The organism is Acinetobacter sp. YH12201 (genome assembly GCF_013418145.1).
Lineage (GTDB): Bacteria > Pseudomonadota > Gammaproteobacteria > Pseudomonadales > Moraxellaceae > Acinetobacter.
On sequence record NZ_VPCP01000014.1, the window covers coordinates 1 to 25156 of the forward strand.

Genomic DNA, 25156 nt, shown 5'->3' on the forward strand with positions numbered 1-25156 from the left:
CTCATGAAATACGGTATTCTGATGTGACAAAACCTGAATCCTGGTCGTTAAAGTGTTTGTTTGCACTCATATTTTAACTGTTAGGACTCAGGTTTTTTTATTTAAAGCAAACTATGGGACAGCAGTGGCACCATGGCTGCTTTTTTATTTTTATCAGGCTTAAATTTTTTCCAGATGTGCCAGACAGCGATGAATGGCTCCACAGCCCGGTTCAAACCTCTTCACGCCTTTTTCTTCTTCCATTCGGCACACTTCACTGACCAGTCGTTCTGCGACTCCACGTCCACGGTTAGCTGGATGGACCACAATATTTTCCAGCGTCCGGCTTTCCCCCTGCCCGGTACACCAAATTGCCCCAATCAGTTTAGTATTAAATTCTGCTGTGTAAACTAAGGTATACTGAGCCAAGTTTTGCTCTAGTTGTTCAATGGCATCCTGCCCATCCCCAAATTCCGGGCTGGTGTCATACAGTCGCTCAAGCTGGCTGCGCACTTCGTCATTTTCTAGTGAAGTATAAGCATGTACGGTAATAGGCATTGATTAACCCTCCTGAGCAATCTAATATGCGATAATTTCGTCATCGCGAAAAAAACATTTTACATCATCGTTTTTGAGGAACGTGTCTATGACGCAACGTATCAGTGAAGTGGTAAGAAACACTAACGAAACCAAAATCCGAGTTCGTGTGAATCTTGATGGTACAGGTCAAGGCACTCTCAATACAGGTGTTCCATTTTTAGATCATATGATTGATCAAATCAAGCGACACGGCTTATTTGACATTGATATTCATTGTGATGGTGACCTGGAAATTGATGACCATCACACCGTAGAAGACTGTGGTATCACTCTAGGTCAGGCATTTGCCCAAGCCCTGGGTGATAAAAAAGGCCTACGTCGTTATGGTCACTTCTATGCCCCACTGGATGAATCTTTAAGCCGTGTTGTGGTTGATTTATCTGGTCGTCCGGGCTTGTGGATGGATATTCCATTCACTCGCGCACGTATTGGCAGCTTTGATGTTGATCTATTCTCTGAATTTTTTCAAGGTTTTGTGAATCACGCCTTAATGACCCTGCACATTGATAACCTGAAAGGCAAAAACAGCCATCACCAGATCGAAAGCGTATTTAAAGCATTTGCCCGCGCACTCCGTATGGCCTGTGAAGTCGATCCACGTGCAGAAAATACTGTTGCTTCAACCAAAGGTACTTTGTAATGACCCGTATTGCCCTTCTTGACTATGGTATGGGAAATTTACACTCCGCAGCCAAAGCCCTGGAACATGTCGGCGCAACTGTAGATGTTACCAATGATCCCAAACTGATTGCCCAAGCCGATAAAATCGTCTTTCCGGGTGTCGGTGCCATGCGTGACTGTATGCAAGGCATGCATGAAGCAGGTATTGATGAAGTGGTACGCCATGCCGTGTTCAATAAGCCTGTGCTGGCGATCTGTGTCGGCATGCAAGCCTTAATGCAACACTCGGAAGAAAATGGCGGTTCAGATGCGCTAGGTATTTTTGCCGGTGAAGTAAAGCGTTTCCCGGATATGGCCGGTTTAAAAGTGCCACACATGGGCTGGAACCAGGTGCATCAGGCAGACCCAAGCCATCCAATGTGGAAAGACATTGAACAGGATGCGCGTTTCTATTTCGTGCATAGTTTCTATGTTGAACCTGAAGACAAGAGCATTGTGGCAGCCACCTGTGACTATGGTTTAGAGTTCTGTACGGCGCTGCATAAAGAAAACCTGTTCGCTACCCAGTTCCATCCGGAAAAGAGTCATACTGCCGGTTTGCAGTTACTGAAAAACTTTGTGGAATGGGATATCTAAGGCTCTTCCAACTTATTTTAAAAAGCTCACTTCGGTGGGCTTTTATTTTGCCTAAACTCGGAAAAACCATTAAGCTGATTTCAGACCAGTTAGCTATTGATGATTATGGAAGAGCCGCTACTTCAAACCCTGCCCAGCAAAGAACAGATTCAGGCCTTCCCTCCATTTAAAAACCTTCCGATGCAACAGATTCAGGTGATTAACAACCTGGAACAATGTCATGCTTTGGAAGCAGAATTAACACACTGCGCAGTACTTGGTTTCGATTCTGAATCCAAGCCCACATTTAGAGTCGGTGAAGTTTCCACGGGGCCACATCTGATTCAATTGGCGACCTTAGACAAAGCCTATCTGTTCCAAATGAATGATGAGATTTGGGAATTTTTAAAGCCGATTTTTGCCAGCCGTGACCAGATTAAAGTTGGCTTTGGCTTAAAAAATGATGCCCATCTATTCCGTAAAAAAGGTATTGAACTAAACAGTGTGATTGAACTGTCGAAATGCTTTTCTGCTTTTGGCTTTACCAATCCAATGGGACTGAAAAATGCCATGGCACTTCTATTTCAGGTGAACTTTCCCAAAAGTAAAAAAACCAGCACCTCGAACTGGGCACGTAAAACGCTGACTCCTCAGCAGATTGACTATGCGGCTGCCGATGCCTATGCCCCGGTTTTAGTGTTTGAAGAATTACTGCGCTTAGGCTTGCTGCCCAAACATATTCCCAATACCACATTAAAGTTACGCATTCGCCCCAACAAAATAAAAGCTGCAACTCATGCTTAGAGATTTGCCAATACTTTGCTAAGATGGAACACAATGAATTCAATAAGATTGGGCAAGGAGCGAAAGCATGCTGATCATCCCTGCAATTGACCTGAAAGATGGCAAATGTGTCCGTTTAAAACAAGGCCGTATGGAAGACGATACCGTATTCTCTGACGATCCGGTTGCAACTGCACAGCATTGGGTCAATGAAGGCGCACGTCGCTTGCATTTGGTGGATTTAAACGGCGCTTTCGCAGGTACACCGATTCATAAACCTGTGGTTGAAGCCATTGCCAAAGCACAACCAGAGCTGCCAATTCAAATTGGTGGTGGTATCCGTTCACTGGAAACCATTGAACATTATCTGGATGCCGGTGTGTCTTTTGTGATTATCGGGACCAAAGCAGTTCAAAATCCTGAGTTTGTGGAAGAAGCATGCAAGAAATTTGCCGGCCACATCATTGTCGGTATCGATGCCATGAATGGCATGGTGGCAACCGATGGCTGGGCCAATGTCACAGATGTAAAAGCGACTGACCTTGCAAAACGTTTTGCTGATGCTGGCGTATCAAGCATTGTCTATACCGACATTGCACGTGACGGTATGATGCAGGGTGTAAACATCGAGCAAACTGTTAACTTGGCGACTTATTCAGGTCTTCCTGTGATTGCCTCTGGTGGTGTGACCAATCTGGATGATGTCCGTAACTTGAAAGGCCAGCCGGGCATTTTAGGTGCCATTACCGGTCGCGCCATTTACGAAGGCACACTGAACCTTCGTGAAGCGCAATTACTGTTAGATGAACAATCACTTTAATTCCGTGATGTATCTCCAAGAGGTCTTCGGACCTCTTTTTTATTTCTGATATTTTTAAAAATCACTTCCTGTGTAAGCATGTCCTATTTTCCCTCTTGCCTGAAAGCCAAAGCACCGCAACTTGCCTTAATTTTAATTACCCTGGTTTGGGGTGGCTCGTTTATCACCGTGCAATATGGCTTAAACTTTGCCAGCCCGATGTTTTTCGTCGGTTGCCGTTTTGCTGCTGCCATGTTGTTTGTCAGCCTGTTTTCCTGGAAGGATTTAACCGCAATCCAACTGAAAGAAATTGCCGCAGGAGCTGTCATTGGTCTGGTGATTGCGCTGGGTTATGGCACGCAAACCATTGGACTACAAAGCATCAGCAGCAGTGAATCGGCTTTTTTAACCGCGCTGTATGTACCTCTGGTGCCGATTCTTTTATGGCTATTGTTCCGTAAAACCCCGCAATTCATGACCTGGTGTGGCACAGTGCTGGCCTTTTTAGGTCTGGTCTTTTTAACCGGAAATGGGTTTGGTGCAATCCAGCTGAGCTTTGGTCAGATCATTACCCTCTTGGGTTCAGTCGCTATTGCGATGGAAATTATTCTGATCGGATTTTTTGCCGGTAAAGTCAATGTCCGCCGTGTCACCGTGATTCAACTCGGCTTTGCCTCGATTTTTGCTTTTTGCATGATGCCTTTGGCTGGTGAAAGCTGGAATCCAGTTTTTTCCTGGCCTCTGGTGATCATTTTAACTGGCTTAGGTTTTGCTAGTGCCGCCATTCAACTGGTGATGAACTGGGCACAACGTGCAGTCGACCCTGCGCAAGCTGCCATCATCTATTCCGGTGAGCCAGTTTGGGCAGCTTTAATTGGTCGTATTGCGGGGGAGCGTTTGCCCTTACTGGCCATCCTTGGTGGGGTGTTGGTGGTTTTAGGGGTCATTGTCAGTGAATGGAAACCGAAGTTTTTGAAGAAAAATAAAGAAGTGAATCCTTAAAAGATCTCTTTCTGCTGAATATTTCTCTAAAGAAAATTCCTCATCTTCCAGGAGCGGTTAGGAAAGGTTAATTTCAAGAGCACGAGAAATTCGAATTTTTCACTGAAAATATTGCCCTCTCCCCAATCCTCTCCCACAGGGAGAGGAAGAATCATTATCGGTTTTTGTGGAAGGAAAGAGATATTTAAAACGACACCATCTTCCCCGGATTAATCAACGCACCCAATCCATAGGCGCTTTTTGCTACCGGAATGACCACGGGTGCCAGTGCACGACCAAACAGAATATCCTGATGATGAATACGGGTCAGCATATTAAAGTCATCCGCTTTGCCACAGAAATCATCAGCAATCGCCTTACCGATACGTACCGTTTGCGCCACGCCATGACCGCTCCAGCCCTGTACGGCATAGATGGGGAATTTGTTACCAAACTTACGGCTATCTGCCGCGCCATTCATGGTCAGGTCAGTGGTTCCACTCCAGACAAAATCCAGCTCGACACTTTTTAACTGCGGAAATACATGTTGAATCCGGCCCAATAAATACTGATGGGTTTTTTCAGGATTCCAGCATGAACCTGTCCCCTCCCCACCAAACAGCAAGCGGTTTTGCGATACACCACGATAATAGTCGATCTGGAATTGCGTATCATAGACAGGTGCATCTGTTGGTAATAATTCTTTTAAATCAAATTCTAATGGAGCTGTGGTACAGACATAGGTATAGAACGGAATCGTGGTCTGATTATTCTTTTGCAGCAACTTAAAGGAGGCATGATGCACCCCCATCACCACACTTTTACGGGCTTTGATCACGCCACTGGTGGTGGTCACATAAATACCATCTTCCCGTTCTTCTACTACAGTGACTTCAGTTTGCTCATAGACTTTGCCGCCATTTTTACAGAAACCATAAATGAGACCGCGGTTTAAAGCCAGGGGATGAATATGTCCACCCAGAGCATCCAGCAAACCACCACAATAATTGTCAGAGGCAATGTGTTCTTTCAGCTCATGCTTGCCCACTACTTGAGTATGGGCCTCACCCAAAAACTTGCGTGCATCGGCACCTTGAGTTAAACCAACCAGATGCCCTTCATGTACGGCAGCGGTGATATGGCCACGTTTACGCTGCAAGTCCAGATTGTATTGGTCTGCAATCGAATCAATTAAGGACATCGCTTCGGTTGAGGTAAAGTGCCAGAGTTTTTTGGCATCTGCATAACTGAAATGTTCAATCATTTCTGCCGCTTCCCAACGTGCCAAGCCTGGGGTCAATTGCCCGCCATTTCTTCCAGAAGCCGCACTGCCAATCCGGTTTTTCTCGACCAGAACCGTCTCCACCCCCTGCTCAGACAGATGTAAGGCCGTCGAAGCACCCAGCAAGCCGCCACCAATCACCACCACATCACATTCAATATCGGCACTCAAGGCATCAAACTGGTGCCATTGTTCCAGTGAACTTTCATAGTAATTCGCAGGATGCCCAAATGCACCATGCTTTGGATTAATCCAGTTCCATTCCTTGCCACTTTGCTGGTTTATGCTGGCTTTAAATTCTACGTCATTTAAAAATACTGGCTTTTGTATATTCATGTTCACTCTTCCCATCTTCAATTCATTTCAAAATTTGCGGCAATCTTTTAGTAGGCATTGCCAATCACAATGTTTTGCTTTTTCAGTTTTTTGTACAGGAAGATCACAATCCCGACAGACAGCCAGCCACAACCAAACAACAGTGCGGAACGCTCCAGGTTGAACCATAAACACATGATCACGCCGACCGAAATAAACGGTAAAATCAGGTTTAAAAAGATATTTTTCATCCCGTGGCGTTGCTGCTCACGGACATAGAATTTGACGAAAACTGAAAAATTGACTGCGGTAAAGGCAATCAAGGCCCCGAAACTAATCATGCTCACCACAGTTGCCAGGTCAAGGGCGATGGCCGTCAGAGAAATCAAACCAACCAACAGTACTGCATAAAGCGGTGTACCTAATTTGCTGTGAACTTGCCCAAAAGTTTCTTTATGAAAAATACCATCTTTACCCATAATATGAATCAGACGGGATGCACTGGCATGGGTTGCCAGACCTGAAGCAAAGGTATTCATAATTTGTGCACACAAAAATACCGACTGGAACAATGCTCCACCGACATACAGCACAATTTCAGGCAAGGCTTCATCCGGGTTGTTAAAACGGACATTGCTTGGAAAATAGAGTTGAATAAACCAGGATGCCGTCAGGAAAATGATACCGCCTGACAGTGTAGTGAGCATCACCGCACGTGGAATGGTTCGTTTCGGATCTTGAGTTTCATGCGACATGGTGGTCACCGCATCAAAGCCCAGGAATGAAAAGCACAGGATGGATGCCCCTGCAATCAAGGGTAGGATGGAGCTGTCACCATTAAATAACGGCGCAAGAGTCAACACATGCTCATAACCTTGTCCCTCACCTACACCGCGAATCACCAGATAGATGAATAGCACCATCAGTAATAAAGGTGCGATCACAAAGACTAGACTGAGATTGGCAAGGAAATTAATGCGGAAACAGTTAATGAGTGTGACCAGGCCTGCAAACAGCGTGACCCACATCCAGTAAGGTACGCTGGGAATAACCGCTTCCAGATAAATCCCGGCCAACAAGGCATTCACTAAAGGCAGCAAGATGTAGTCGAGCAAGGAACACCAGCCCACAAAGAAGCCAGCTTTGGCTCCACAAGATTCTGCGGTGTAGGTATAGGCAGAACCGGGTTTTTCAGTTTGCCGGCTAAAGCGTGCATAGCTAAATGCAGTCAGCAGCATCGCCACCAAAGCAAAAATATAAGCCAAGGGTACCCGGCCATCGGTGATTCCGGACACAATACCAAAAGTATCAAACACCACCATTGGGGTCATATAGGCCACACCAAGGATGACGACTTGCCATAACGACATTTTTTTGAAAGAGACTTGTGTTTTCTCCATAGCTGTCACCTTAACATTATTTATTTGAGTTATTTGTTCATTTGCAACGACTATGCCATATAATAAAAAATAAATATTTAATCCTGGTACGAGTAAATGCCAAAGTACAGTTTAGAAACTCGAAAAGCAGCCATTCAAATGTATAAAAAAACTGATTACAAAGTTGCAGTATGCAAAGAATTCAACATTTCTCGTGTGACACTGGATGCATGGATCAAGCTGGAAGAAGAAACCGGAGACTTAGTGCCAAAACCGGCAAAAAACCGCGGTGCACCGAGTCATATTAAAGACTGGGATGAATTTCAAGTATTTGTAAAAAATACAAAATTTAAGAATATTAGCGACCTTGTAATATTATTTGAGCAACGTTTTGGCTACGCAGTTTCGTATGCGGTTTTGGTGCGCGCAATTCATGTTTTAGGACTACGCCGCCGTCGCGGTCGATTTTATTCTTAAGCCTAAAACCCGTCTAAATTAAAATAAAAAAAGAAATTAAATTTATATAAATAAATGTACATTAATGTAAAGTTATTTTATTAAAAATGTAAACTATAAATATTAAAAAAGTAAAACTATTAAAATAAAAAAGTAAATTTTAAATATTAAAAAAGTAAAGTAGATTAACTAAAAAAGTATGCTATAAAAGTTAAAAAGGTAAACTGATTTTTTACAAAAGAATTAAATTAATGCATCTGTTTAAACAGATGATTCATTATAGCGCATAAAAAAGGTGGCTATTGCCACCTTCATTTTTTAGATCTGTTGTTATTGATACATAGGCTGATTGTCATTCAAACAAATAATACCGCGAATAGCACGATAGACAATCCAGATCCAGGAAATGCCAATCACCAGCAAACAAAATACACTTGCGCCTAAGGCAACCCCAGTAAATACATCCATGTTTTCACCGCCGGTAAAAAACAGGAAAATAAAAGGAATAAAGGCAATCAGGTTCCAAAACAGATACCACCAGAAGGTCCGGATTTGCCAGCTAAAATGGCTTTCAAAAATGGAACCCCGTACATCATTGCGCTTTATATAGTTAATGATCAGGGCAACAACGGCCAATAAGCCTCCCGTAAAAATGGCAATAATGTACAGGATATAAAGAATTAAAGTCAGGGTACGGTTGGGATCTTGATCGATAGAATAATTCATTATTATACCTTTTAAGTAATCGTTCCCCCTTTTAAAATTTCAGCACATTAAAAGGAGAAATCAGCCATAAAATCAAAAGTATGTTTAAGGCTATAGTACAAAAATAAATCTTTCTAAAGGGTTGTTTTTGTGTTTTATGACGCAGCTTTTCCTGAGCCAGCCATGCCGTAGGCCAGCCGCCCAGAAAAGATAGCAGATGCAGGGTTTGCTCGGGTACGCGGCGATTACCTTGCAAGGCAGCTTCTTTATCTTGAGCGTACATCCAGTAAGTGATGGCATTAATGATGCTAATAAATAACAGCACCATGCCACTTAATAAACCCGCTATGGTAAACACGGCCAGAGCCAAAATATAACCGATACAGGCAATTTGCATCGGTTTTAATTTTTGTGCCGGTTGCTTGGAGAGCTTTGGCTTGCTCACATTTTTTTTGGTTTGTGACGCTTTAAGATAAGTCACCTGCTGGGCACGATAACGTCCATCTCCATCCAGCAAGACCGTATATTCAAGCGCACAACCCACAATCGGACGGGGCCCTTGACGGGCAAAATCCTTAATGTGTAGAAACACGCGATCTTTCGAGGCATCATTGGGCTGAATAAAACCATAGCCTTTTTCATCAAACCATTCGACCAATCGCCCCTGATCACGCATTTTTATATCCTATATCAAGCCGTCACAAATTTTAGTCGTTCTACCAGCATATTACGCATTTCCAAAGGATTTTTCTGAAGAATATCATCTCCTGTACGTCCTTGCTGTGCATTTTTTTGTGCGACTTGTAAACGCATCAGCCAAAACCGTGCTGCCGCCATGGCCAGATAAATTTCCAGACAGGATTTTTCATCCTGAGTCAGGGGGCGCACCGTTTCATAGGCTTCTAAAAAGGCTTGGGCTTTCGCTTCATTTAAATACACCTCGGGATATTCGGTACAGAAGTCATTTAAGGTAATGGCAATATCAAACAGGAATTCATCTTTGTTTAACTCGTAAAAATCCAGGATTCCTTTCAATTCATTGCCTTCAAACAAGGTATTGTCACGGAACAAATCGGAATGAATAAAGCCTTTGGGACGGTTTGGATAGACGGCAGTGAGCGCGTCATAAAGCCCCAGCACTTCACTAAGTAGAATAGAATCGGCAGGATTTAGAGTCGGTTTTAATTCTTTCGCCACTTGCAGCCAGTAATTGTGGTTACGATATTCGGCCCGTTCCAGTGGAAAACCCTGTAAGGCAATATGGATTTTCGCCTGAGCCACAGCAATGGCCTGTGCCTGTTCCAAAGTTGCTGGCATGGGATGCTTGCCCATCATGCGTGGTGCTATCTGCGCAGGCTTATTTTTTAAAGGATGAATAGCCTGCCCTGTATAATTTAACGGTACAGGCACGGCTAAACCTTGCTGACCTAAATGCTCCAGTACCGGAACCAGTTCTGCTGCACCCTGCTCATCCATTTCTTCAAATACGGTCAGCACATACTGCTTTGCATTTTCACAGACTAAAAAATAGTTGGTATTCTGAATCCCGCCTTGAATCGGAATCAGCTCCAGCACCTCTAATCCATAAGGTGCTGCAAACGCCTGAACTTCCTGTAAAGTCAAAGTGGTATAAACCGACATAGAAAACCTGCAAAAAAACTTACATAATTTTGATAGAATACCTGCTACAACTACCAAGGTGTAGCACCTTCGTGGCGAAGTTTCATAATCGGCTGTTATTTTTGGAAAAAATTATGCTTGCTAAACGTATTATTCCTTGCCTTGACGTAGATAATGGTCGAGTGGTGAAAGGCGTACAGTTCCTTGATATTCGTGATGCAGGCGATCCGGTCGAAGTAGCACGCCGTTATAATGAACAGGGTGCCGATGAAATTACCTTCCTGGACATTACTGCCACCTCCAGCGGTCGCGATACCACTTACCGTACTGTTGAACGCATGGCAGAAAGTGTCTTTGTTCCCCTAACTGTAGGCGGCGGTGTACGCAAGGTGGAAGATATCCGCCTGTTGCTGAATGCCGGTGCCGATAAAGTCAGCATTAACTCGGCTGCAGTATTTAACCCGGAATTTGTTCAAGAGGCTTCGCAACGCTTTGGTGCCCAATGTATTGTAGTTGCGATTGATGCCAAGAAAACCGGCGACAATAAATGGGAAATTTTCACCCATGGTGGCCGTAAACCGACCGGCATTGATGCGATTGAATGGGCAGTCAAAATGGCCGATTACGGTGCGGGCGAACTGTTAATTACCTCTATGGATGCCGATGGCACCAAAGCCGGTTATGACCTGGCCTTAATGCGTAACATCAATGACCGTGTCACCATTCCAACTATTGCTTCTGGTGGCGTGGGTAACTTGCAGCATTTGGCTGATGGTATTCTTAAGGGTGGTGCAGATGCAGTACTTGCAGCTTCTATTTTCCACTTTGGTCAATACACCATTCAGGAAGCCAAACAGTATCTGGCTGCACAAGGGATTGAAATGCGTCTCTAAGAAGTGACACGAGTTAATCTAAAAAGAGTGGTCCTTTCCACTCTTTTTTATTTATAGACCAGCTCTGAAATCAGACCCGCATAAAAAGTGCAGATAAAAAAAGGGAGTCTTGAAGACTCCCTATAAACCAAGAAAACTACAGCGCGGTTTCTTGAAAAGAAAAACAGTAAAATGACATATACAGTGACTCGTCAACTTAACTGGGCCAGCCTGATTGCGAAAACAAATATATAACAAATAATAATAAAAACATTGACTATTAATACCGAAAATATTGACAAATTACGACAAGATCTCGGCAGTCGTGTCTTCTAGCTATTTTATCGCGCAATATCTTCCTGATCGATAAAACTTACACTTCATTCTAAAAAAATAACTAATTACCCTGTTTTTCCACCCATTTCGCAGGAAAATAACGCTCGGTTATACCGTTCAACAGATTTGAAACTATGTCGGGCAGCAAAATTCCTAAGGGATTTTCCTCCTGCAATTCTGGGGCTGAAATCACCCGAGTTCCCAAAACATAATCAAACCAGGGTTTGGTCACGCACCAGTTAGCATCCTGATTGGAATTCATATGATGATCATAATGCCAGGGAATTTTTTTCATGGCCCACTCTGGCTCTAAATGGGCACGGCGGTGAATATAATAATAATTACAGGCACTATATACCGTAGACAGTGCCATGCCTTTGGAGACCGGATAAAATAGCGTGCCAAAAACGCCCGCAACCACAGTCAGTGAAATAATTTCATTTTTAGTGCGCCAATTGGCAAGACCTTCGACATAGCCATGGTCATGAAATGCCGTTTTTCTGACTTCACGATGATGCTCCCAATGTGATTTCATGCTGTCTGGCACCGGACTATAACGCGGCTTTCCACTGCGATGTGTGCCATGCAAAATATATTTGTGTGCGATCCATTCAAAGCCATTGGCCACCACCAAACCCAACAAGAAACCTTTCCACATTATCGCTTTCTCCCTATTCTGTATTGAATATAGGCAATGAAATGTGCTAAATATTGACCTTAAAATAAAACTTCATTGACAAATTACGACAATAAAAAGATCAATATGCATCAGTTTAAAGATTACACAGGCTCTGTATATGGCGGACTTGGGCATTTACTTTATGCCTATAGTCAGGCCAAAGGCTTAGCCATTTCTGAAAAACTTGAACAAGTTCAGAACTTGGAACGCTTTGACTTTTGTCTTTGGCGCGAATTACTGACCGATGTAGATCAGCATTTAAAAATTCCTGCACTCGGCTTAGAGATTGCCGAATATGTACAACCCAAACATCTCGGCATCATTGCCTATATTGCCCTGTCCTGTAATACCTTAGGTGAAGCTTTGTATCGTTATCATGACCTGCATCGTTTGATCTATGATGGCAGCCCCTTACAAGCCGACATGCTAGGGGATTATTTGGCCATTGGCTGGGGAAGTGTTCCTTTTCATCTGACCACTCAAGTCAGCAATGAAATCGCAATTGCCGTGATGTTTCAGTTCCTGAAACATTCTATGGAATTTGAAGATATTCATATTCATGAGGTTCACTTTACCCATCCGGCACCCAAGAATGTCGCGTTATACGAACAGTATTTCCATTGCAAAGTCCGTTTTTCTCAGCCTGTGGCGCAAATTATTTTACCAGTTGCCGAGCTCGCCAAGCCTTTTCGTCAAGGAGACCAAACCCTGCAACATTTGCTGATGCAGCAAGCTCAGGCACTCCTGGATAAACTTCCGAATTCCACCCAATTAGATGAACGTCTGCAACAAGCTATTCTCACCGGACTGCAAAAAAACCTGTATCAAATCGAACCGATTACCAAGCAGCTCAGTATGTCGGTACGGCAATTGCAACGCCATTTACAACAACAAGGCACCACCTATCAGCAGCGTATGCAAGAAGTACGACATTTATTGGCAGAGCAATATTTAAAAGATCGGCATCTCAGCCTGCAAGAAATTGCCTTATTGCTGAGTTATTCCGAACAAAGTGCCTTCCAGCGTGCTTTTAAAAAGTGGACAGGCATGACACCGCAGCAATGGCGACAACAACAATATGCATAAATTTACCTTCAAATCATTAAGTAAATGTCATATCTATTCAGCATGTTATGATTAATCAACCAGCAATTTCCCGATTAATATCAAATATCCTGAAGAATAAAAAAGCTCACGTCGGTGAGCTTTTTTTATGTTCCATGTGAAACATAAGCACTGCTTATAAAAATGGATTTTCAATTTCATGTTCATTCTGACGGTCAATTTTTTCCGGAAGATGAGCTTCATTTTCCAAAGCACTGACCACAGCATTGACAAAAGCCTGCAAGGCTTTCGCTGCCTGAAGCCCGGCCTGATCTTTGGTCAGCTGTAAATTGCCATAAATACTGACACAGTCTTCTTGATTTTCTAAGGTGAGGTCGTGAATGGCATGCGATTCGGTACCATTTTCAAAAGGCTTGAACATTGTATTCTCACTGCTCTTTGTTGTTATTAAAAAGGTAGGATGACGACTTTCATCCTACCTAAAAAAGGCTTATTTCAACAACTGTAAAATGTACTGCAAAAGCCCTTCAATCAACTGTTTAATAATTGCATCTTGAGTATTTGAACCGTTCGTTGCTGCACTGCCATTATTCTCTTGTGCAGGGGTTAAATTTGCTGAACTTGCGGAGGAAGATTTAAACTTTTTCTGCAAAGCGTTAAGCTCATCTGCACTGACTTCTTCGGCACATTGGCTTTCTGCATCCCAATGTGAATAGGCAATTTTCTGAGTTGCTTTCACTGCACTTGCCTTTAGTGGCAAATTGTAAGTATTGCGCTTCTGGTCTTCGGTTAACTGGGGAAAAATATTAATTCCTGTCAGATCTTCCAGAGCACAGATACTGATCACCTGCACTTTCGGTGCAGTATTTTTCAGGGTATTGTCGGCATAGTACACCCCTGCTGCCCCTGTTTTTGGGATATAGATGGCTTTATAGGTCGCTGTTGGAACAATCACCCCATTACCAATTGTCTTCAATTTTTTAGCTGAATACACCGGTCCCGTTACAATATAGACATCCTGCTTCTGCTTGGTCACGATCGCACGAGTCGCTTCTTCCAGCTCTCGCCAAACCTGCTGATTATTCTTCGGAGCTTGCGTTCTGTGTACTACATTCAGTATCATATTTAAACAAAATAACAATAACAAACTGAATAAAAAATAGACAAAATATTTAAAAGCTCTGTTATGCTTTTGATATTATAATCAAGTTGATAATAAGGTATAAAAGAATGATAACTAAATTAAATGTTTTAATAAAACAAGATTTAAATAGTAGTTCATTAAAACTACCTGTATTATTTATTGATAATTATCCATTCCTACCACTTCTACATTATATGATTGATAGGAATACATCACCTTCTAAAAATGAAAAATTAATCCAAGCATGGAAATTATTTTTAAATTTTTTTTTAGTTAAGGGAAACTTATATAACTCTCCCAAAAATATATTATCTGAATTCATAAAGAATTTATATGATGGCACCATTGGCCAAGATGGCATTGACCATTCAAATTTATATTGGGAAGTAAGAAATATTAAAAATGCTAATACAATAATTTCAGAGATAAATTGTGTATTTGATTATTTCTTAGAAATAAACCCCAATGCAACACATTTAAATCCATGGCGTAAGGCTACAACCTTAGAACAGAAAATATTAACAAGCGCATGGTACTACAAAAAAAATAATTCTTTCTTTAATCATCTAATTGGGAAAGATGATAAATCGAATAATACAACAAAGAAAAGATCAGCACATCAAAGAATTCCTACTAGCTTTGATAAGCTTAATAATACAAAAAGCTTTCCAGAAGAAATTTTCTCTAAATTACTTGTAGAAGGGTTTAGAAATAGAAAAAATATCTCAAACTCTGATATATGTAAGATTTCTCATGAAACACATAATATTCGAGATATATTGATTACACTTTTAATGCACTATGGTGGGCTCCGTATAAGTGAGGTGTTCCATCTCTATGTGACCGATGTTATACCGGTTCCTGATGATTCTGATGATTCTGATGATTCTGATGATTCTGATATTGCATTAGTTCGTATATTCCATCCAGAATATGGTCTTCCACCAGAAGATAAATCTATAAATAATAGAAAATCTCTTTTTAAAAACAGAAGAGATTGGTTAAATAAAAAATATGGATTACATCCAAGAAATATTTTAAATAAAGATGATATTTATTATGCAGGATGGAAAAATTTAAGATTAGATGACCAGCAGAATCAATCTATTACCATCCAGTGGTTTCCTAAAAGTGCAGGTAAAATTTTTCTTAAACTCTGGTATGTATATTTAATTGAACGAGCAAAGCATACTCGTCTCTCTAAAAAACACCCTTATGCTTTCGTAAACTTAGAAGGTCATCCATACACAATAAAAAGTTATCAAAATGCTAGAGATAGGGCATTCAAGAGAATAGATTTGATAAATTCAACCTCGTATGGAACAAATACACATTCGCATAGACATGCATATGGTCAACGTTTAGCAGACTGTCATGTTACTGATAAAGTGATCATGAAATGTATGCATCATAATTCATTAAAAAGTCAGTTGATATACACATCACCAACTCAGGAAAGGGTCAGAACAGAATTAGATATTGCAGAGAAGAAACTACAAGAAAAAATATCTAAATATCCTTCTAAGGTTGACAAGCTATCTACTAATGCTAGCTATGAAATACAATCTATTTTAGATCTTGAAAATTTAATCAGAGAATAACAATCATGAATAATAAGACATATATTAACGCAGATACAGGAACAACAAGATCTAAAGAACAAATAAAATTGGGGCTTTTCCCTAGTAGATCCTCATCTTTTTCGTGGCTACTCATTTATGATCCATTGCTTGAAAGTTGGATTGAGCCTTTAGAAAAGGCAATAACAGATATTGCAAAAGATACGAGTAGGTCACGAACTGACTTTATTTATAAAACTATCAATTTATTAATAAAAAATATTGAAGCTTTGGGGTTATCTAAAAAATGTAGTGAATCTTTTTCAACTAAGAATAAAATAGATTTTGATCTTTTTATTAAACTAGAGTTGGATAATAAAAAGCCAATTCAAACTTATACTGCTATGAGATTGATATTGGAAAAAATTATAAAAAATGAATATTCTACTTTCAATAAAAATGAAGTAAAAGTTTTTAGTAATATCAAAAATCCAATGATCCCTATCCCTATAAATAAACAAAATGGTTGTTCTGTCATAACAAATCAATTTTGGGATAAAGATTTCAAATGGTTAACAGATTTAGATACCGAGCTAGAATCGTTACGAGAAATGTTAGTCAGGCAATGGCCCAAAATATGTCAAGAAAAAAATTATTCAAAAAATACTCAAGCATCATTACAACCAGTTCTTAGATGGTTTTTCAGCAATTTAGATAAATTAAATTTACCTAAATATATTAGAGATATCTTATTATCTTCCAGAAATCTTGATTTTTTTGAGTTTTCAGCATTGATACCAACTCAGACAAATTTATCAGCATCATTTCAACTCATTCATACGATTTTTATGCGTGAAATTATTGATAACTACAGCTATATTGATAACGGTAAATTACGAGCACATAAAGAGCATGATAGCCCTTTAAATATTACGAATATAATTCAACCTAAAACAGAAAAGTCCATGCTTTGGATAAGGGACATAAGTACTAAATTATGGAAAATCCAAGAATTCTTCGAATATTATATTCCAATTGTTGGTGAGAGATTTGAACCACACACTCTCCTAGCACATTTACCCAAAATCAATGTACTAGTTAAAAAATTATCAGAATTAGATCTGCCCTCATCGCCAGAAAAAATCATTATTTCTGAAAAAAAAATTCACCTAGATGATTTTTCTAAAATTTATGGATTCAGTAATATTTCACAAAGTTGGGACTTTATTTGTGATATTTTTGATGAGTATATCCGAACAGAACACTCTCATTTTAATGAGAATCAATATTCAATTCCAAACAAAGGGGTTTCGAATCCATTTATTCGGACTAAAATATTATTCAAAACAGATATTACATATTCCAATCTATTAAAATATAACTCAAATTATATTAATTGGATGCCAATTCTGACAGAATTTACCAACACATATTATCTTGATCAAGATAATAATTTTGATAAAGGAAAGGCTTCTTCACATTGGAAAAGACAAGTAATTAGCTGTTTACATATGTTTTTTTGTATTCTGATGCCAACTTTTAATATAAATTCTGAAATAAAAAATCTAATTTTTTCTTCTGAACTAGAGGAAAGCTATACTAAATTTGCAGAAAGTGAAAAATACTCTGTCGAATATCAAAAAAAACACAGATCAATAATACATGATTTATTTTATTTCATACTGAGAAAAAGACCTGAATTTATCGGTATGACATTAGAGGAGACATGGGATATTGAACCCAATTTCAAAAGAAATTCAACTCGTATGAAGGGAATTAAAAGATATGGATTTAAATTTATATCTCTTATAAATCCAAATATGAATGATTGGGTTAATTTTGCAGAGAACTATATTGCTGACAAAAGAACAGAAAAGTTAGATGGATTAAAAAACAACCTAATTCCTTTTTTAGAGTACTTACTTAAATATAATATTATTAATCCTATAGAATACATAACTAGAACTAGTTTTGATTCTGATTTTTTGAGTTTTTTAAATTTTAAGCATAGCAATTTAGCTGAATATTCGAAAAAAGATAGAGTATTCGAAGCTTATAAATTTATTGAATATTTGAGATTGACTTTATTTGAGAATGATCCCGACTCCCCTGAAACAGTATATGGATTTAATCCCCTAAAAAAAATCTATAATGATTTTCTAAGTATTAGAGACCCTGTTTTATCAGAGTCTAACAAAGTAGCGATGCCTGCTTGGCTTGTTCAAAAAATAAAAAATTTATATTTTCCTCTGGATTCAGAATACTTTTCTGAATGGATAAACTGTCACTTGGCACTTGAAAAAGACTTCGTAGAAGTCCCTGAAAATTTGATAGATAAAAATGATCCTGATTGCGTGTGGAGATCAAGAAACATACAGCAACGAGGTCAAATTTTTGAAATATGGAATCCAGTTACTGCAATATTATTTTTTTTATTATTACATACACCACTTCGAAATATTCAGATTAGGGCACTAGATTCTGGAGAATTTGATACATTTACTTTTAATATTAATAAATCTAAAAGTTGGTTTTCAAAAAATAATAACCCTCTCATTACCCATCACACGAAAAAACCTATTTGTCGTGGTGTATTTCATATCTCTGATATAAACAAATTAGATCAAGATTGTAACTCATTATTCATTAATACAAATAAAACCGCTGACATAGATAAAGCTGCAAATAACAAAGGCTATGTAATGCCCTTATTAAATGCCCATCACATCTTGTTTTGGTTGCATAAACTGCGTACTTGGCAACAAAAATATAACCCTATTACTAAAGCCACCCAATGGGAATCAATAACAAATTCCATATATTTTGGCACCTTGAATCCAAAAGTCGTACGACACCGCAATCCAGTAGCATTTCTTTTCCGCAGTTTAGCCAATAATCCTAACGAAAGTCACCTACCTATCCCTGCTGGTAACTGTCCTAATAGATGGTTAGATTTTTTACTTTATGCAGAATTATATTTTAAAGATAATAACTTACTTGGCGAAGATAATGACCTAATAATCCTAACAAAGAACTCAGAAACCAATGAAAATAAAAAAAATCCTGTTTATACGCAACATGGTATGCGTGTAACCATGATTTCATTTTTAGTGCTTGATCTAGGAATCCCTTTGGAAATAGTTTCTAAGATGATAGCAGGTCATTCTAGTATCATTATGACTCTTCACTATACGAAACTTAATACCGCTTATGTCAGAGATATATTAGACGAAGCTGAACGTAAGGTACTAGATGCTCAACAACAAAATTCTTTAAGAAGTTTAAAGCAAAAAACTATCGATTCTCTTAGTAGTGAATTTGCATCTCTAGATGTCGTTAATGCACTCTCTTTAGCTAAAGGTTGCAATGAGTTAGGCTACATAGTCACTGAGGTTGGTATATGCCCAAATGGTGCCTCACTATGCCATATTGGAGGGGAGTGTCTAACACCTGATAGAAACAAAAATATTGAATGGGCTTCTGTTTCTGGTTATCCAAAGAAAAATTGCATCAGATGCCGATTTAATTTGAGCAGTTTAGCCTTTATTAATGGTTTGAAATTCCAGTTTGACCAAGCTGTATATAATATCAATGAACTACAAACTGAAATTGCGAAGGTTTATTCCGAAATCAATCTGTTGGAATCAATTGAATATCAATCATCAATAAATAGCTTACCTTTTTCAGAGGTTAACAAATTAAGAAGATCTAGAGAAAGAGAAGTCGAAATTTCAGCTCAATTGTCTGAAAATATTTCTAATATGCAAGCTGCTCATCATCTTATACAAACATTAATAAAGCTTAATTCAGATTCTTCTAGCAATAATCATCAGCTTGTCACTATAGGAAATATAGGTGATTTACATACAAGCATACATGAAACCTCAAGTAAACTTTACAGCCTGAGCATCATATGTCAGCAAGCTGAAATATATCATACAGATGACGCTGGGAAATATGCAATAAAACAAGCTCAGGCTATAGATTGTATGTTAGACATGAATGGATTAAAGCCTATCATGTATAGGATCCCAACTGAGCTTCAACTTGCAGCGGGTAATAGTTTAATAAAACTTATGCAAAGCCATATGCCTAATGACACCATTATTGAGATTATGCCTTTTCTCGAATGTGAACGTAAATTAGAAGAAATTGGTTTACTACAACCATTTAAAGAAAAGATAGAAAAAATGTCTATTCAATTAACGGCACCGTCAACCTTTAGTCAAGATTTTAAACTCAAATAAACAGAGGTAAAGAAAATGAATGATCCTGAAACATTATTTCAAGAACTATATATCTCAGCTTCAGAAAGGAAAAAAAAAGTTTTGAAGAGAATTCATGATGCCTGTAAGTCTCAATATGAAATACATAAATCCAATGACTTTTCGGTGGCCACCATTTCAAAAATCATTGAAAATGAAGGACCATCAGAGAGAGCTATACATAATAAAACAGGTGCAGATTATAAAGCTTTAATATTAGCTTGGGCTGCATTTGCTGGTCCTAAAAAAACTATAAAGAAGGTCTCTTATGCGAGCCAAGTTGAGCAGGAGCTTTCTCTTATAGAAGATATTGGCTTAAGAACCTTGGCATTAAGTTTATACTCCCAGCTTAAGCAAAAAAAATCTGAAGTTAATCAACTTAAAAAAATTCTCGAATCTAATCTAACAATCAATTTAGCAACTAATCAAAAGCCTTCTGATCAATACATAGATCTAAATATAACTAAAATTGATACCTTACTCCCTATTGAGGTCTCTGCTTTACAAGAGGCAATAAGTAGGTCAACAATCGAAACGAACAATTGGATCATTGACGAAAATGGTGCAGTGAAAGCAGAAAGTGGGCGTAGAATATTTAGAGCTGGGTATGTTTCCGCTGTAAAGAAAATTTTATCAAACTATTGATTACCCTATGTGGATATCAAAAATATAAGCTTAATAACCAATCTGTAATCTAACTGACTTATTACAAAGACACTGTTATCAACAGTTGGATAAAGTGTCTTCACACTAGGTCTTAATACTGTTGTATTTGGTAACTTATAAATACTATGAGGATAGATGTGGCCGCCTCTTTCATAAAGGCGAATATCCTGAATTAAAGTAATAAAATCAGAATCTACCATCAAATATTTGTCTACAACGTTTTCATTTAAATAAATAGTTGGTGCTGAATCATTTAATAATATACCGATTTCATTACCATTATTTAGACGATAGCAAACAGATACTCTCCCTTTTTCAGGAGTATTTGCTACTAGCGGAACAGCTTTTATCGATGACTCAATAAAACGTAAAATATCTTCTTGATATTTATCAACTTCAAAAGACTGAACCAATCCTTTTTTATCTTTGAATGAATTCCAAATCATTCTATTTCACCTGAATTCTAAATTAAATGATGCGAAAATCTTATAGAGGCAAAACCGAATTCTGTTTCATCCACCTATAACCATTCAACACTTCGTTCTTACCAAATCGATTCTTTTCTTCCGACCAAGCATAGAAGTCTTTCATAAGCTGCTCTTCAGTAACAGGTAGTTTTTTCTCTAACAAACGTAACCAACAAGCAAATAGTGTTGCGACTATTTCTATATGATCAGACTTGCTTGTTCTAAAAAGTCCTATTAAGTCATAAATCGCAGTCACATCTTTAGCAAAATACTTATTAAATGCAGATCTATGATCATTACATCTACTGAGAGGTTTGTACTTTAAGTCTCGCTGAGGATCGTAACTAAACCACTCATGATCTTTAAACTTTTTATCTAAATAACGTGCCATAACTGGATCATATGGACCAGCGGCATGTTGTTTAAAGTCAGCCGCCAAATCCATATGTTTTAGTTGTTGGCATAAGTAGATCAACTTTTGCAGTTTTAAATGACCAAAAGTTTGCTCTGTATGCAACTGAAACGTGATTTCAGCAGCTAAAGATAAAAGCTTCAAATCATCATCAACGCTTTCATCTGTAAATAAATCAATTTGATCACTACTTTTTTGCTTCGAATTTTTAACTATCTCAATTGGTTTTTCAAAATGAATAAGATTTTCGGCAACTTTAGGCTTACCAATACTATTCGAATCTTTTAAAGCATTTGATACTAAAGCATCTGAAAGTTCACACTTGATACTATTAACGTGTTTAATTTTATCTTTTAATACATTACAAATATTAAGAAACTCATCAACAGTCTGAATTATTTTTTCTTGCTCATTTAATGGAGGTATTGGTATATAAACTGACTCAAGTATTTCAAGATTAATATTCTTCTGAGCAGTCGCAGGTGCATATTCTAATAATTGCTGTCGAGCTGTTTTCATGAAAAATAAAAGATATCGAGCGCTGTGTAATGGCTCAACTGGTGTAAAACCAACCACACTATCAGGAAAACATGCATCAAAACCTAATATTGCAGAATCAGCAATATTAGCCGCAATTGTGATACACAAAGTTCCCTTAGACCACATTCGACTTTGGGCAAGACCAACTTCACTATATTTTGAATGATATTCAAGAATAATATTTCCTGCTCTAGCAACCTCACCAGTTTGGACTAATGGATAAATTGGTGGATTAAACAGAGCTGGATCATTACGTGGTCTATGTTTTGACTTACCCCGAGCAAACTCTCCTAACTCAGAAAATCTAGCCCAAGCCCAGCTATCTGGAATTTCAAATGGTACTTTATCTAAATCAATTTCGGACAAAGGCTTCGACTTCTTAATCGTCCCTTCTTTTACTAATTTCGCTTTCTCTTCAGCAATTTGGTTTAGCAACTCACTTGCTGGTTCATCATTGGGGTCTTGTTTTACCAACTTCCCCATAACAGCTAACTGCAAAATCGTTTGTTTTAGCTGTTCAATACTGTATTCAGTAGTAAATAATAGATCAAAGTTTTCTGAAATACGCTGCCAATTCTGTTGAAACTCATCAACATCAGATGAGTTAATCAAAACATTCAGTAACGTGTCAACTAATTTATCATGTGCTTCTGAGCTTAAATTTTGCTGCTGTTCAAGTTGATCACAAAGTTGCATTAATTCATCAACTTTAGCTACGATGCGTTTTTGTTCCTCAATTGGTGGTAATGGTATTCTAGTCTGTAATACTGTAGAGGTGTTTAATTCAATCTGATTTGTAGTGCCTGATGCTGAACTTTCTAAATCTTTTTGGATATATGGACTACGGATAACTAAATATATGTAATCAGAGATATTGCCTAAAGTCCGTACAACTGTAACATGGCTATCAGCAACAATATTTTGATAAGTATCAATCTGAAAAAATAGACTTGCACGACCTATAGTTCCAGTCCCTGTAGAATTCCATAAAATATCCCCATCTTTTAGAAAGCGTATTTTTTCATAATTTTCTAAACTTTTAGGGTCAATAAATCGTGCAGGGCTAATATCCAAACCACTCCAACGTACACATTTTTGTGAAATTACAATTTTATCTGACTTTTCTACATATTTAGGGCTTTTTCCCCTTTGAATATATGAGCTTAGATCCTGTAAATATAACCATTGCCAATTGCTAGGAATATGAAATGGGGCTGTAATCTTAGGCAAAGACTTTTGTTTTTTTATTTCACCAACTAAGACTTTCTGATTTTTTTCATCAGTAATCTTCTCTATAAGTAGAGAAACTGGTTCATCTTTTATATTTTGTGGCAATAGCTTCCCACGAATTGCTAAATCTAAAATCAACTCACGAAGCTTCTGTACACCATAAATTGAATTACTAGAACCAGAACTGCGCCCACGCCCCGACTTCTTCTCAGTTTCCGCTGTTAACCAAATATCTAAATGCTCAGTAATGAGTTTTTTTACATCTGTCATTTTACTCATCCTGACTTATTGACCCAAAGCTTCATCTAAAATAGCTTTTAATTGTTGGCGAATTTTAGCCACCTCAGCCTCAAGATTTTCATATTTAGCTAAAAGCTCTTCAGGGTCTTTTACATCCTCTTCAACCTGATGCGGATTTTTAATATCAAGGTTATAACCGCGATCAATAATATCTTGAAGTGATACCTTCCATGCCTGTTCATTTACTACACGACCAGCAAAACCATCACTTTCTTTATCCCACCACGCTTTTAAACCATCAAACTCTTTAAGTTGTAGCGGTTTGGTTTTGTTATAAGCTTTTACACCTTGTGGCAATTGATGCTCATAAAACCACACTTCTTCTGTTTTCTTACCTTTGGTAAAGAATAAGATATTGGTACTAATCGATGTATATGGTGCGAATACAGACTTAGGTAAACGAACAATCGTATGCAGATTACAATCCTCCATTAATTTTTCTTTAATCGCAGTTTTAATGCCTTCACCAAACATAAAACCATCTGGTAATACTACTGCTGCACGACCATGAGCTTTTAAGAGCTGAATAATCAGTACCATAAATAAATCAGCAGTTTCACGAGTCTGGAATTTTGAAGGGAAATTCTTTTCAATGCCTTGTTCTTCTGTACCACCAAATGGAGGGTTAGTCAGAACTACATCTACACGCTTTTCTTTAACCCAATGATTCAGAGAATAAGAGAGCGTATTATCTCGAATAATTTTTACTGGTACATCAATACCATGCAAAATCATATTGGTTGTACATAGCAAATGCGGTAAAGGCTTCTTTTCAATCCCGTAAATACTATTTTGTAATATCTTTTCATCTTCAGCAGTTTGAACATAATTTTCACGTTTATGTTCAATAGCAGAAGTAAGGAATCCACCTGTACCACACGCAGGATCAAGCACAGACTCACCTAATTGAGGATCAATCATCTGCGCCATAAAAGTTGTAACTGCACGTGGAGTATAAAATTCACCTGAGTTCTTCGCTGCTTGTAAATCACGTAATAACTGTTCGTAAATATCACCGAAGGCATGACGTTCTTTAGATTTATTAAAATCAAAGCCCTTTTGAATCTGGTTAATGACTTTACGAATCAAACCTCCTGATTTCATATAGTTATATGCATCAGCAAATACATTTTGAACTACACGAGCGCGTGGATCATCATTTTCAACAGCTAGATTTTGTAATGCTGGGAACAATTCATTGTCGATGAAATCTTTAAGCTCATCTCCTGTCATACCTTCATCATTCGCAGCCCAATTGCGCCAACGAAATTTTTCAGGAATCGGAGATTTAAAAGTTATCCCTTCCAACAAAGCTAAAGTTGCTAGTTCATTCTCTCGATCATCAACAACCTTAAGGAACAACATCCACACCAACTGTCCAAGACGTTGCACATCACCATCAACACCCACATCTTCACGCATGGTATCTTGAATGGATTTAATTGTTCCTGAAATGCTCATATTACAACTGCATTAAACTTAAAAA

Annotated in this window: 22 protein-coding genes and 1 pseudogene; 11 read left to right on the forward strand and 12 right to left on the reverse strand. The window is 38.4% G+C overall.

Annotated features, from left to right (window positions below):
• Window positions 1-159 precede the first annotated feature (159 nt).
• Window positions 160-537: a GNAT family N-acetyltransferase gene (locus tag FTU91_RS04630; RefSeq protein WP_166170689.1), complete on the reverse strand. Its 378-nt coding sequence runs from the start codon at window positions 535-537 to the stop codon at window positions 160-162.
• An 88-nt stretch (window positions 538-625) separates the two neighbouring features.
• Between FTU91_RS04630 and hisB the strand changes: the two genes are divergently transcribed.
• From hisB to FTU91_RS04655, 5 genes are all read left to right on the forward strand, one after another.
• On the forward strand, window positions 626-1219 hold the full coding sequence (gene hisB / locus FTU91_RS04635) for an imidazoleglycerol-phosphate dehydratase HisB (protein WP_086197720.1): 594 nt from the start codon (window positions 626-628) through the stop codon (window positions 1217-1219).
• Entirely contained in the window at window positions 1219-1836 is a 618-nt protein-coding gene (gene hisH / locus FTU91_RS04640) for an imidazole glycerol phosphate synthase subunit HisH (protein WP_166170690.1), read from the forward strand. The genes hisB and hisH overlap by 1 nt, the downstream gene beginning before the upstream one ends.
• Window positions 1837-1941: 105 nt before the next feature.
• Window positions 1942-2619, forward strand: a complete 678-nt coding sequence (locus tag FTU91_RS04645) for a 3'-5' exonuclease (RefSeq protein ID WP_166170691.1) — start codon at window positions 1942-1944, stop codon at window positions 2617-2619.
• A 67-nt stretch (window positions 2620-2686) separates the two neighbouring features.
• The gene (gene hisA / locus FTU91_RS04650; RefSeq protein ID WP_086197722.1) at window positions 2687-3418 is read left to right on the forward strand and encodes a 1-(5-phosphoribosyl)-5-[(5-phosphoribosylamino)methylideneamino]imidazole-4-carboxamide isomerase; all 732 of its coding nucleotides are present in this window, start codon (window positions 2687-2689) and stop codon (window positions 3416-3418) included.
• 60 nt (window positions 3419-3478) lie between these two features.
• Entirely contained in the window at window positions 3479-4399 is a 921-nt protein-coding gene (locus tag FTU91_RS04655) for a DMT family transporter (RefSeq protein WP_171522028.1), read from the forward strand.
• 184 nt (window positions 4400-4583) lie between these two features.
• Here the strand turns inward: FTU91_RS04655 and FTU91_RS04660 are convergent, their stop codons facing one another.
• Both FTU91_RS04660 and FTU91_RS04665 read right to left on the reverse strand, forming a co-directional pair.
• Window positions 4584-5996 carry an FAD-binding oxidoreductase gene (locus FTU91_RS04660; protein ID WP_166170694.1) on the reverse strand — a complete coding sequence of 471 codons (1413 nt, stop codon included), beginning with the start codon at window positions 5994-5996 and terminating at the stop codon, window positions 4584-4586.
• A 47-nt stretch (window positions 5997-6043) separates the two neighbouring features.
• The gene (locus tag FTU91_RS04665) at window positions 6044-7375 is read right to left on the reverse strand and encodes an APC family permease (protein WP_180041985.1); all 1332 of its coding nucleotides are present in this window, start codon (window positions 7373-7375) and stop codon (window positions 6044-6046) included.
• A 96-nt stretch (window positions 7376-7471) separates the two neighbouring features.
• Between FTU91_RS04665 and FTU91_RS04670 the strand changes: the two genes are divergently transcribed.
• Window positions 7472-7831, forward strand: a complete 360-nt coding sequence (locus FTU91_RS04670; protein WP_166170698.1) for a helix-turn-helix domain-containing protein — start codon at window positions 7472-7474, stop codon at window positions 7829-7831.
• A gap of 309 nt (window positions 7832-8140) precedes the next feature.
• On the opposite strand, the gene FTU91_RS04675 is transcribed toward FTU91_RS04670, so the two are convergent.
• Genes FTU91_RS04675 through FTU91_RS04685 form a run of 3 tightly spaced genes read right to left on the reverse strand, consistent with a single transcriptional unit; the run spans window position 8141 to window position 10156 of the window.
• The gene (locus FTU91_RS04675; RefSeq protein WP_180081155.1) at window positions 8141-8536 is read right to left on the reverse strand and encodes a hypothetical protein; all 396 of its coding nucleotides are present in this window, start codon (window positions 8534-8536) and stop codon (window positions 8141-8143) included.
• A 31-nt stretch (window positions 8537-8567) separates the two neighbouring features.
• Window positions 8568-9191 carry a DUF1294 domain-containing protein gene (locus tag FTU91_RS04680; RefSeq protein WP_086197727.1) on the reverse strand — a complete coding sequence of 208 codons (624 nt, stop codon included), beginning with the start codon at window positions 9189-9191 and terminating at the stop codon, window positions 8568-8570.
• A gap of 14 nt (window positions 9192-9205) precedes the next feature.
• Window positions 9206-10156 carry a homoserine kinase gene (locus FTU91_RS04685; protein ID WP_180081157.1) on the reverse strand — a complete coding sequence of 317 codons (951 nt, stop codon included), beginning with the start codon at window positions 10154-10156 and terminating at the stop codon, window positions 9206-9208.
• 110 nt (window positions 10157-10266) lie between these two features.
• On the opposite strand from FTU91_RS04685, the gene hisF reads away from it, so the two are divergent.
• Window positions 10267-11028 carry an imidazole glycerol phosphate synthase subunit HisF gene (hisF, locus tag FTU91_RS04690; RefSeq protein ID WP_320159621.1) on the forward strand — a complete coding sequence of 254 codons (762 nt, stop codon included), beginning with the start codon at window positions 10267-10269 and terminating at the stop codon, window positions 11026-11028.
• Window positions 11029-11404: 376 nt separating this feature from the next.
• On the opposite strand, the gene FTU91_RS04695 is transcribed toward hisF, so the two are convergent.
• Window positions 11405-12001, reverse strand: coding sequence for a hypothetical protein (locus tag FTU91_RS04695; protein ID WP_180081158.1), 597 nt, complete (start codon window positions 11999-12001; stop codon window positions 11405-11407).
• 105 nt (window positions 12002-12106) lie between these two features.
• Between FTU91_RS04695 and FTU91_RS04700 the strand changes: the two genes are divergently transcribed.
• Window positions 12107-13108, forward strand: a complete 1002-nt coding sequence (locus FTU91_RS04700) for an AraC family transcriptional regulator (protein WP_180081160.1) — start codon at window positions 12107-12109, stop codon at window positions 13106-13108.
• A 154-nt stretch (window positions 13109-13262) separates the two neighbouring features.
• Here FTU91_RS04700 and FTU91_RS04705 read toward each other — a convergent pair whose 3' ends face one another.
• Complete coding sequence (locus FTU91_RS04705; RefSeq protein WP_180081162.1) at window positions 13263-13508, reverse strand: hypothetical protein; 246 nt, start codon at window positions 13506-13508, stop codon at window positions 13263-13265.
• A 69-nt stretch (window positions 13509-13577) separates the two neighbouring features.
• Window positions 13578-14183: pseudogene (locus FTU91_RS04710) on the reverse strand (DNA/RNA non-specific endonuclease); the annotation flags it as partial.
• Between the two features lie 134 nt (window positions 14184-14317).
• On the opposite strand from FTU91_RS04710, the gene gmtY reads away from it, so the two are divergent.
• The 3 genes from gmtY to gmtX are packed head-to-tail and all read left to right on the forward strand — an operon-like array spanning window position 14318 to window position 20700.
• The gene (gene gmtY, locus FTU91_RS04715; protein WP_180081166.1) at window positions 14318-15832 is read left to right on the forward strand and encodes a gamma-mobile-trio recombinase GmtY; all 1515 of its coding nucleotides are present in this window, start codon (window positions 14318-14320) and stop codon (window positions 15830-15832) included.
• 5 nt (window positions 15833-15837) lie between these two features.
• Window positions 15838-20037, forward strand: a complete 4200-nt coding sequence (locus FTU91_RS04720) for a VPA1269 family protein (protein ID WP_180081168.1) — start codon at window positions 15838-15840, stop codon at window positions 20035-20037.
• Between the two features lie 15 nt (window positions 20038-20052).
• Entirely contained in the window at window positions 20053-20700 is a 648-nt protein-coding gene (gene gmtX, locus FTU91_RS04725) for a gamma-mobile-trio protein GmtX (protein ID WP_180081170.1), read from the forward strand.
• A gap of 5 nt (window positions 20701-20705) precedes the next feature.
• Here the strand turns inward: gmtX and FTU91_RS04730 are convergent, their stop codons facing one another.
• From FTU91_RS04730 to FTU91_RS04740, 3 genes are read right to left on the reverse strand one after another with little or no spacing between them, the layout of a single operon-like run.
• Window positions 20706-21167: a hypothetical protein gene (locus FTU91_RS04730; RefSeq protein ID WP_180081172.1), complete on the reverse strand. Its 462-nt coding sequence runs from the start codon at window positions 21165-21167 to the stop codon at window positions 20706-20708.
• Window positions 21168-21207: 40 nt separating this feature from the next.
• Window positions 21208-23640 (reverse strand): restriction endonuclease subunit S, encoded by a 2433-nt coding sequence (locus tag FTU91_RS04735; RefSeq protein WP_180081174.1) that lies wholly within the window; start codon window positions 23638-23640, stop codon window positions 21208-21210.
• A gap of 15 nt (window positions 23641-23655) precedes the next feature.
• The gene (locus FTU91_RS04740) at window positions 23656-25131 is read right to left on the reverse strand and encodes a class I SAM-dependent DNA methyltransferase (protein WP_180081176.1); all 1476 of its coding nucleotides are present in this window, start codon (window positions 25129-25131) and stop codon (window positions 23656-23658) included.
• Window positions 25132-25156: the final 25 nt, after the last annotated feature.

Excerpts from the sequence above, each read along its gene's own strand:
- FTU91_RS04630 (WP_166170689.1), bottom strand. The coding sequence starts at position 537 with ATGCCTATTACCGTACATGCTTATACTTCACTAGAAAATGACGAAGTG.
- hisB (WP_086197720.1), top strand. The coding sequence starts at position 626 with ATGACGCAACGTATCAGTGAAGTGGTAAGAAACACTAACGAAACCAAA.
- hisH (WP_166170690.1), top strand. The coding sequence starts at position 1,219 with ATGACCCGTATTGCCCTTCTTGACTATGGTATGGGAAATTTACACTCC.
- FTU91_RS04645 (WP_166170691.1), top strand. The coding sequence starts at position 1,942 with ATGGAAGAGCCGCTACTTCAAACCCTGCCCAGCAAAGAACAGATTCAG.
- hisA (WP_086197722.1), top strand. The coding sequence starts at position 2,687 with ATGCTGATCATCCCTGCAATTGACCTGAAAGATGGCAAATGTGTCCGT.
- FTU91_RS04660 (WP_166170694.1), bottom strand. The coding sequence starts at position 5,996 with ATGAATATACAAAAGCCAGTATTTTTAAATGACGTAGAATTTAAAGCC.
- FTU91_RS04665 (WP_180041985.1), bottom strand. The coding sequence starts at position 7,375 with ATGGAGAAAACACAAGTCTCTTTCAAAAAAATGTCGTTATGGCAAGTC.
- FTU91_RS04670 (WP_166170698.1), top strand. The coding sequence starts at position 7,472 with ATGCCAAAGTACAGTTTAGAAACTCGAAAAGCAGCCATTCAAATGTAT.
- FTU91_RS04675 (WP_180081155.1), bottom strand. The coding sequence starts at position 8,536 with ATGAATTATTCTATCGATCAAGATCCCAACCGTACCCTGACTTTAATT.
- FTU91_RS04680 (WP_086197727.1), bottom strand. The coding sequence starts at position 9,191 with ATGCGTGATCAGGGGCGATTGGTCGAATGGTTTGATGAAAAAGGCTAT.
- FTU91_RS04685 (WP_180081157.1), bottom strand. The coding sequence starts at position 10,156 with ATGTCGGTTTATACCACTTTGACTTTACAGGAAGTTCAGGCGTTTGCA.
- FTU91_RS04695 (WP_180081158.1), bottom strand. The coding sequence starts at position 12,001 with ATGTGGAAAGGTTTCTTGTTGGGTTTGGTGGTGGCCAATGGCTTTGAA.
- FTU91_RS04700 (WP_180081160.1), top strand. The coding sequence starts at position 12,107 with ATGCATCAGTTTAAAGATTACACAGGCTCTGTATATGGCGGACTTGGG.
- FTU91_RS04705 (WP_180081162.1), bottom strand. The coding sequence starts at position 13,508 with ATGTTCAAGCCTTTTGAAAATGGTACCGAATCGCATGCCATTCACGAC.
- gmtY (WP_180081166.1), top strand. The coding sequence starts at position 14,318 with ATGATAACTAAATTAAATGTTTTAATAAAACAAGATTTAAATAGTAGT.
- FTU91_RS04720 (WP_180081168.1), top strand. The coding sequence starts at position 15,838 with ATGAATAATAAGACATATATTAACGCAGATACAGGAACAACAAGATCT.
- gmtX (WP_180081170.1), top strand. The coding sequence starts at position 20,053 with ATGAATGATCCTGAAACATTATTTCAAGAACTATATATCTCAGCTTCA.
- FTU91_RS04730 (WP_180081172.1), bottom strand. The coding sequence starts at position 21,167 with ATGATTTGGAATTCATTCAAAGATAAAAAAGGATTGGTTCAGTCTTTT.
- FTU91_RS04735 (WP_180081174.1), bottom strand. The coding sequence starts at position 23,640 with ATGACAGATGTAAAAAAACTCATTACTGAGCATTTAGATATTTGGTTA.
- FTU91_RS04740 (WP_180081176.1), bottom strand. The coding sequence starts at position 25,131 with ATGAGCATTTCAGGAACAATTAAATCCATTCAAGATACCATGCGTGAA.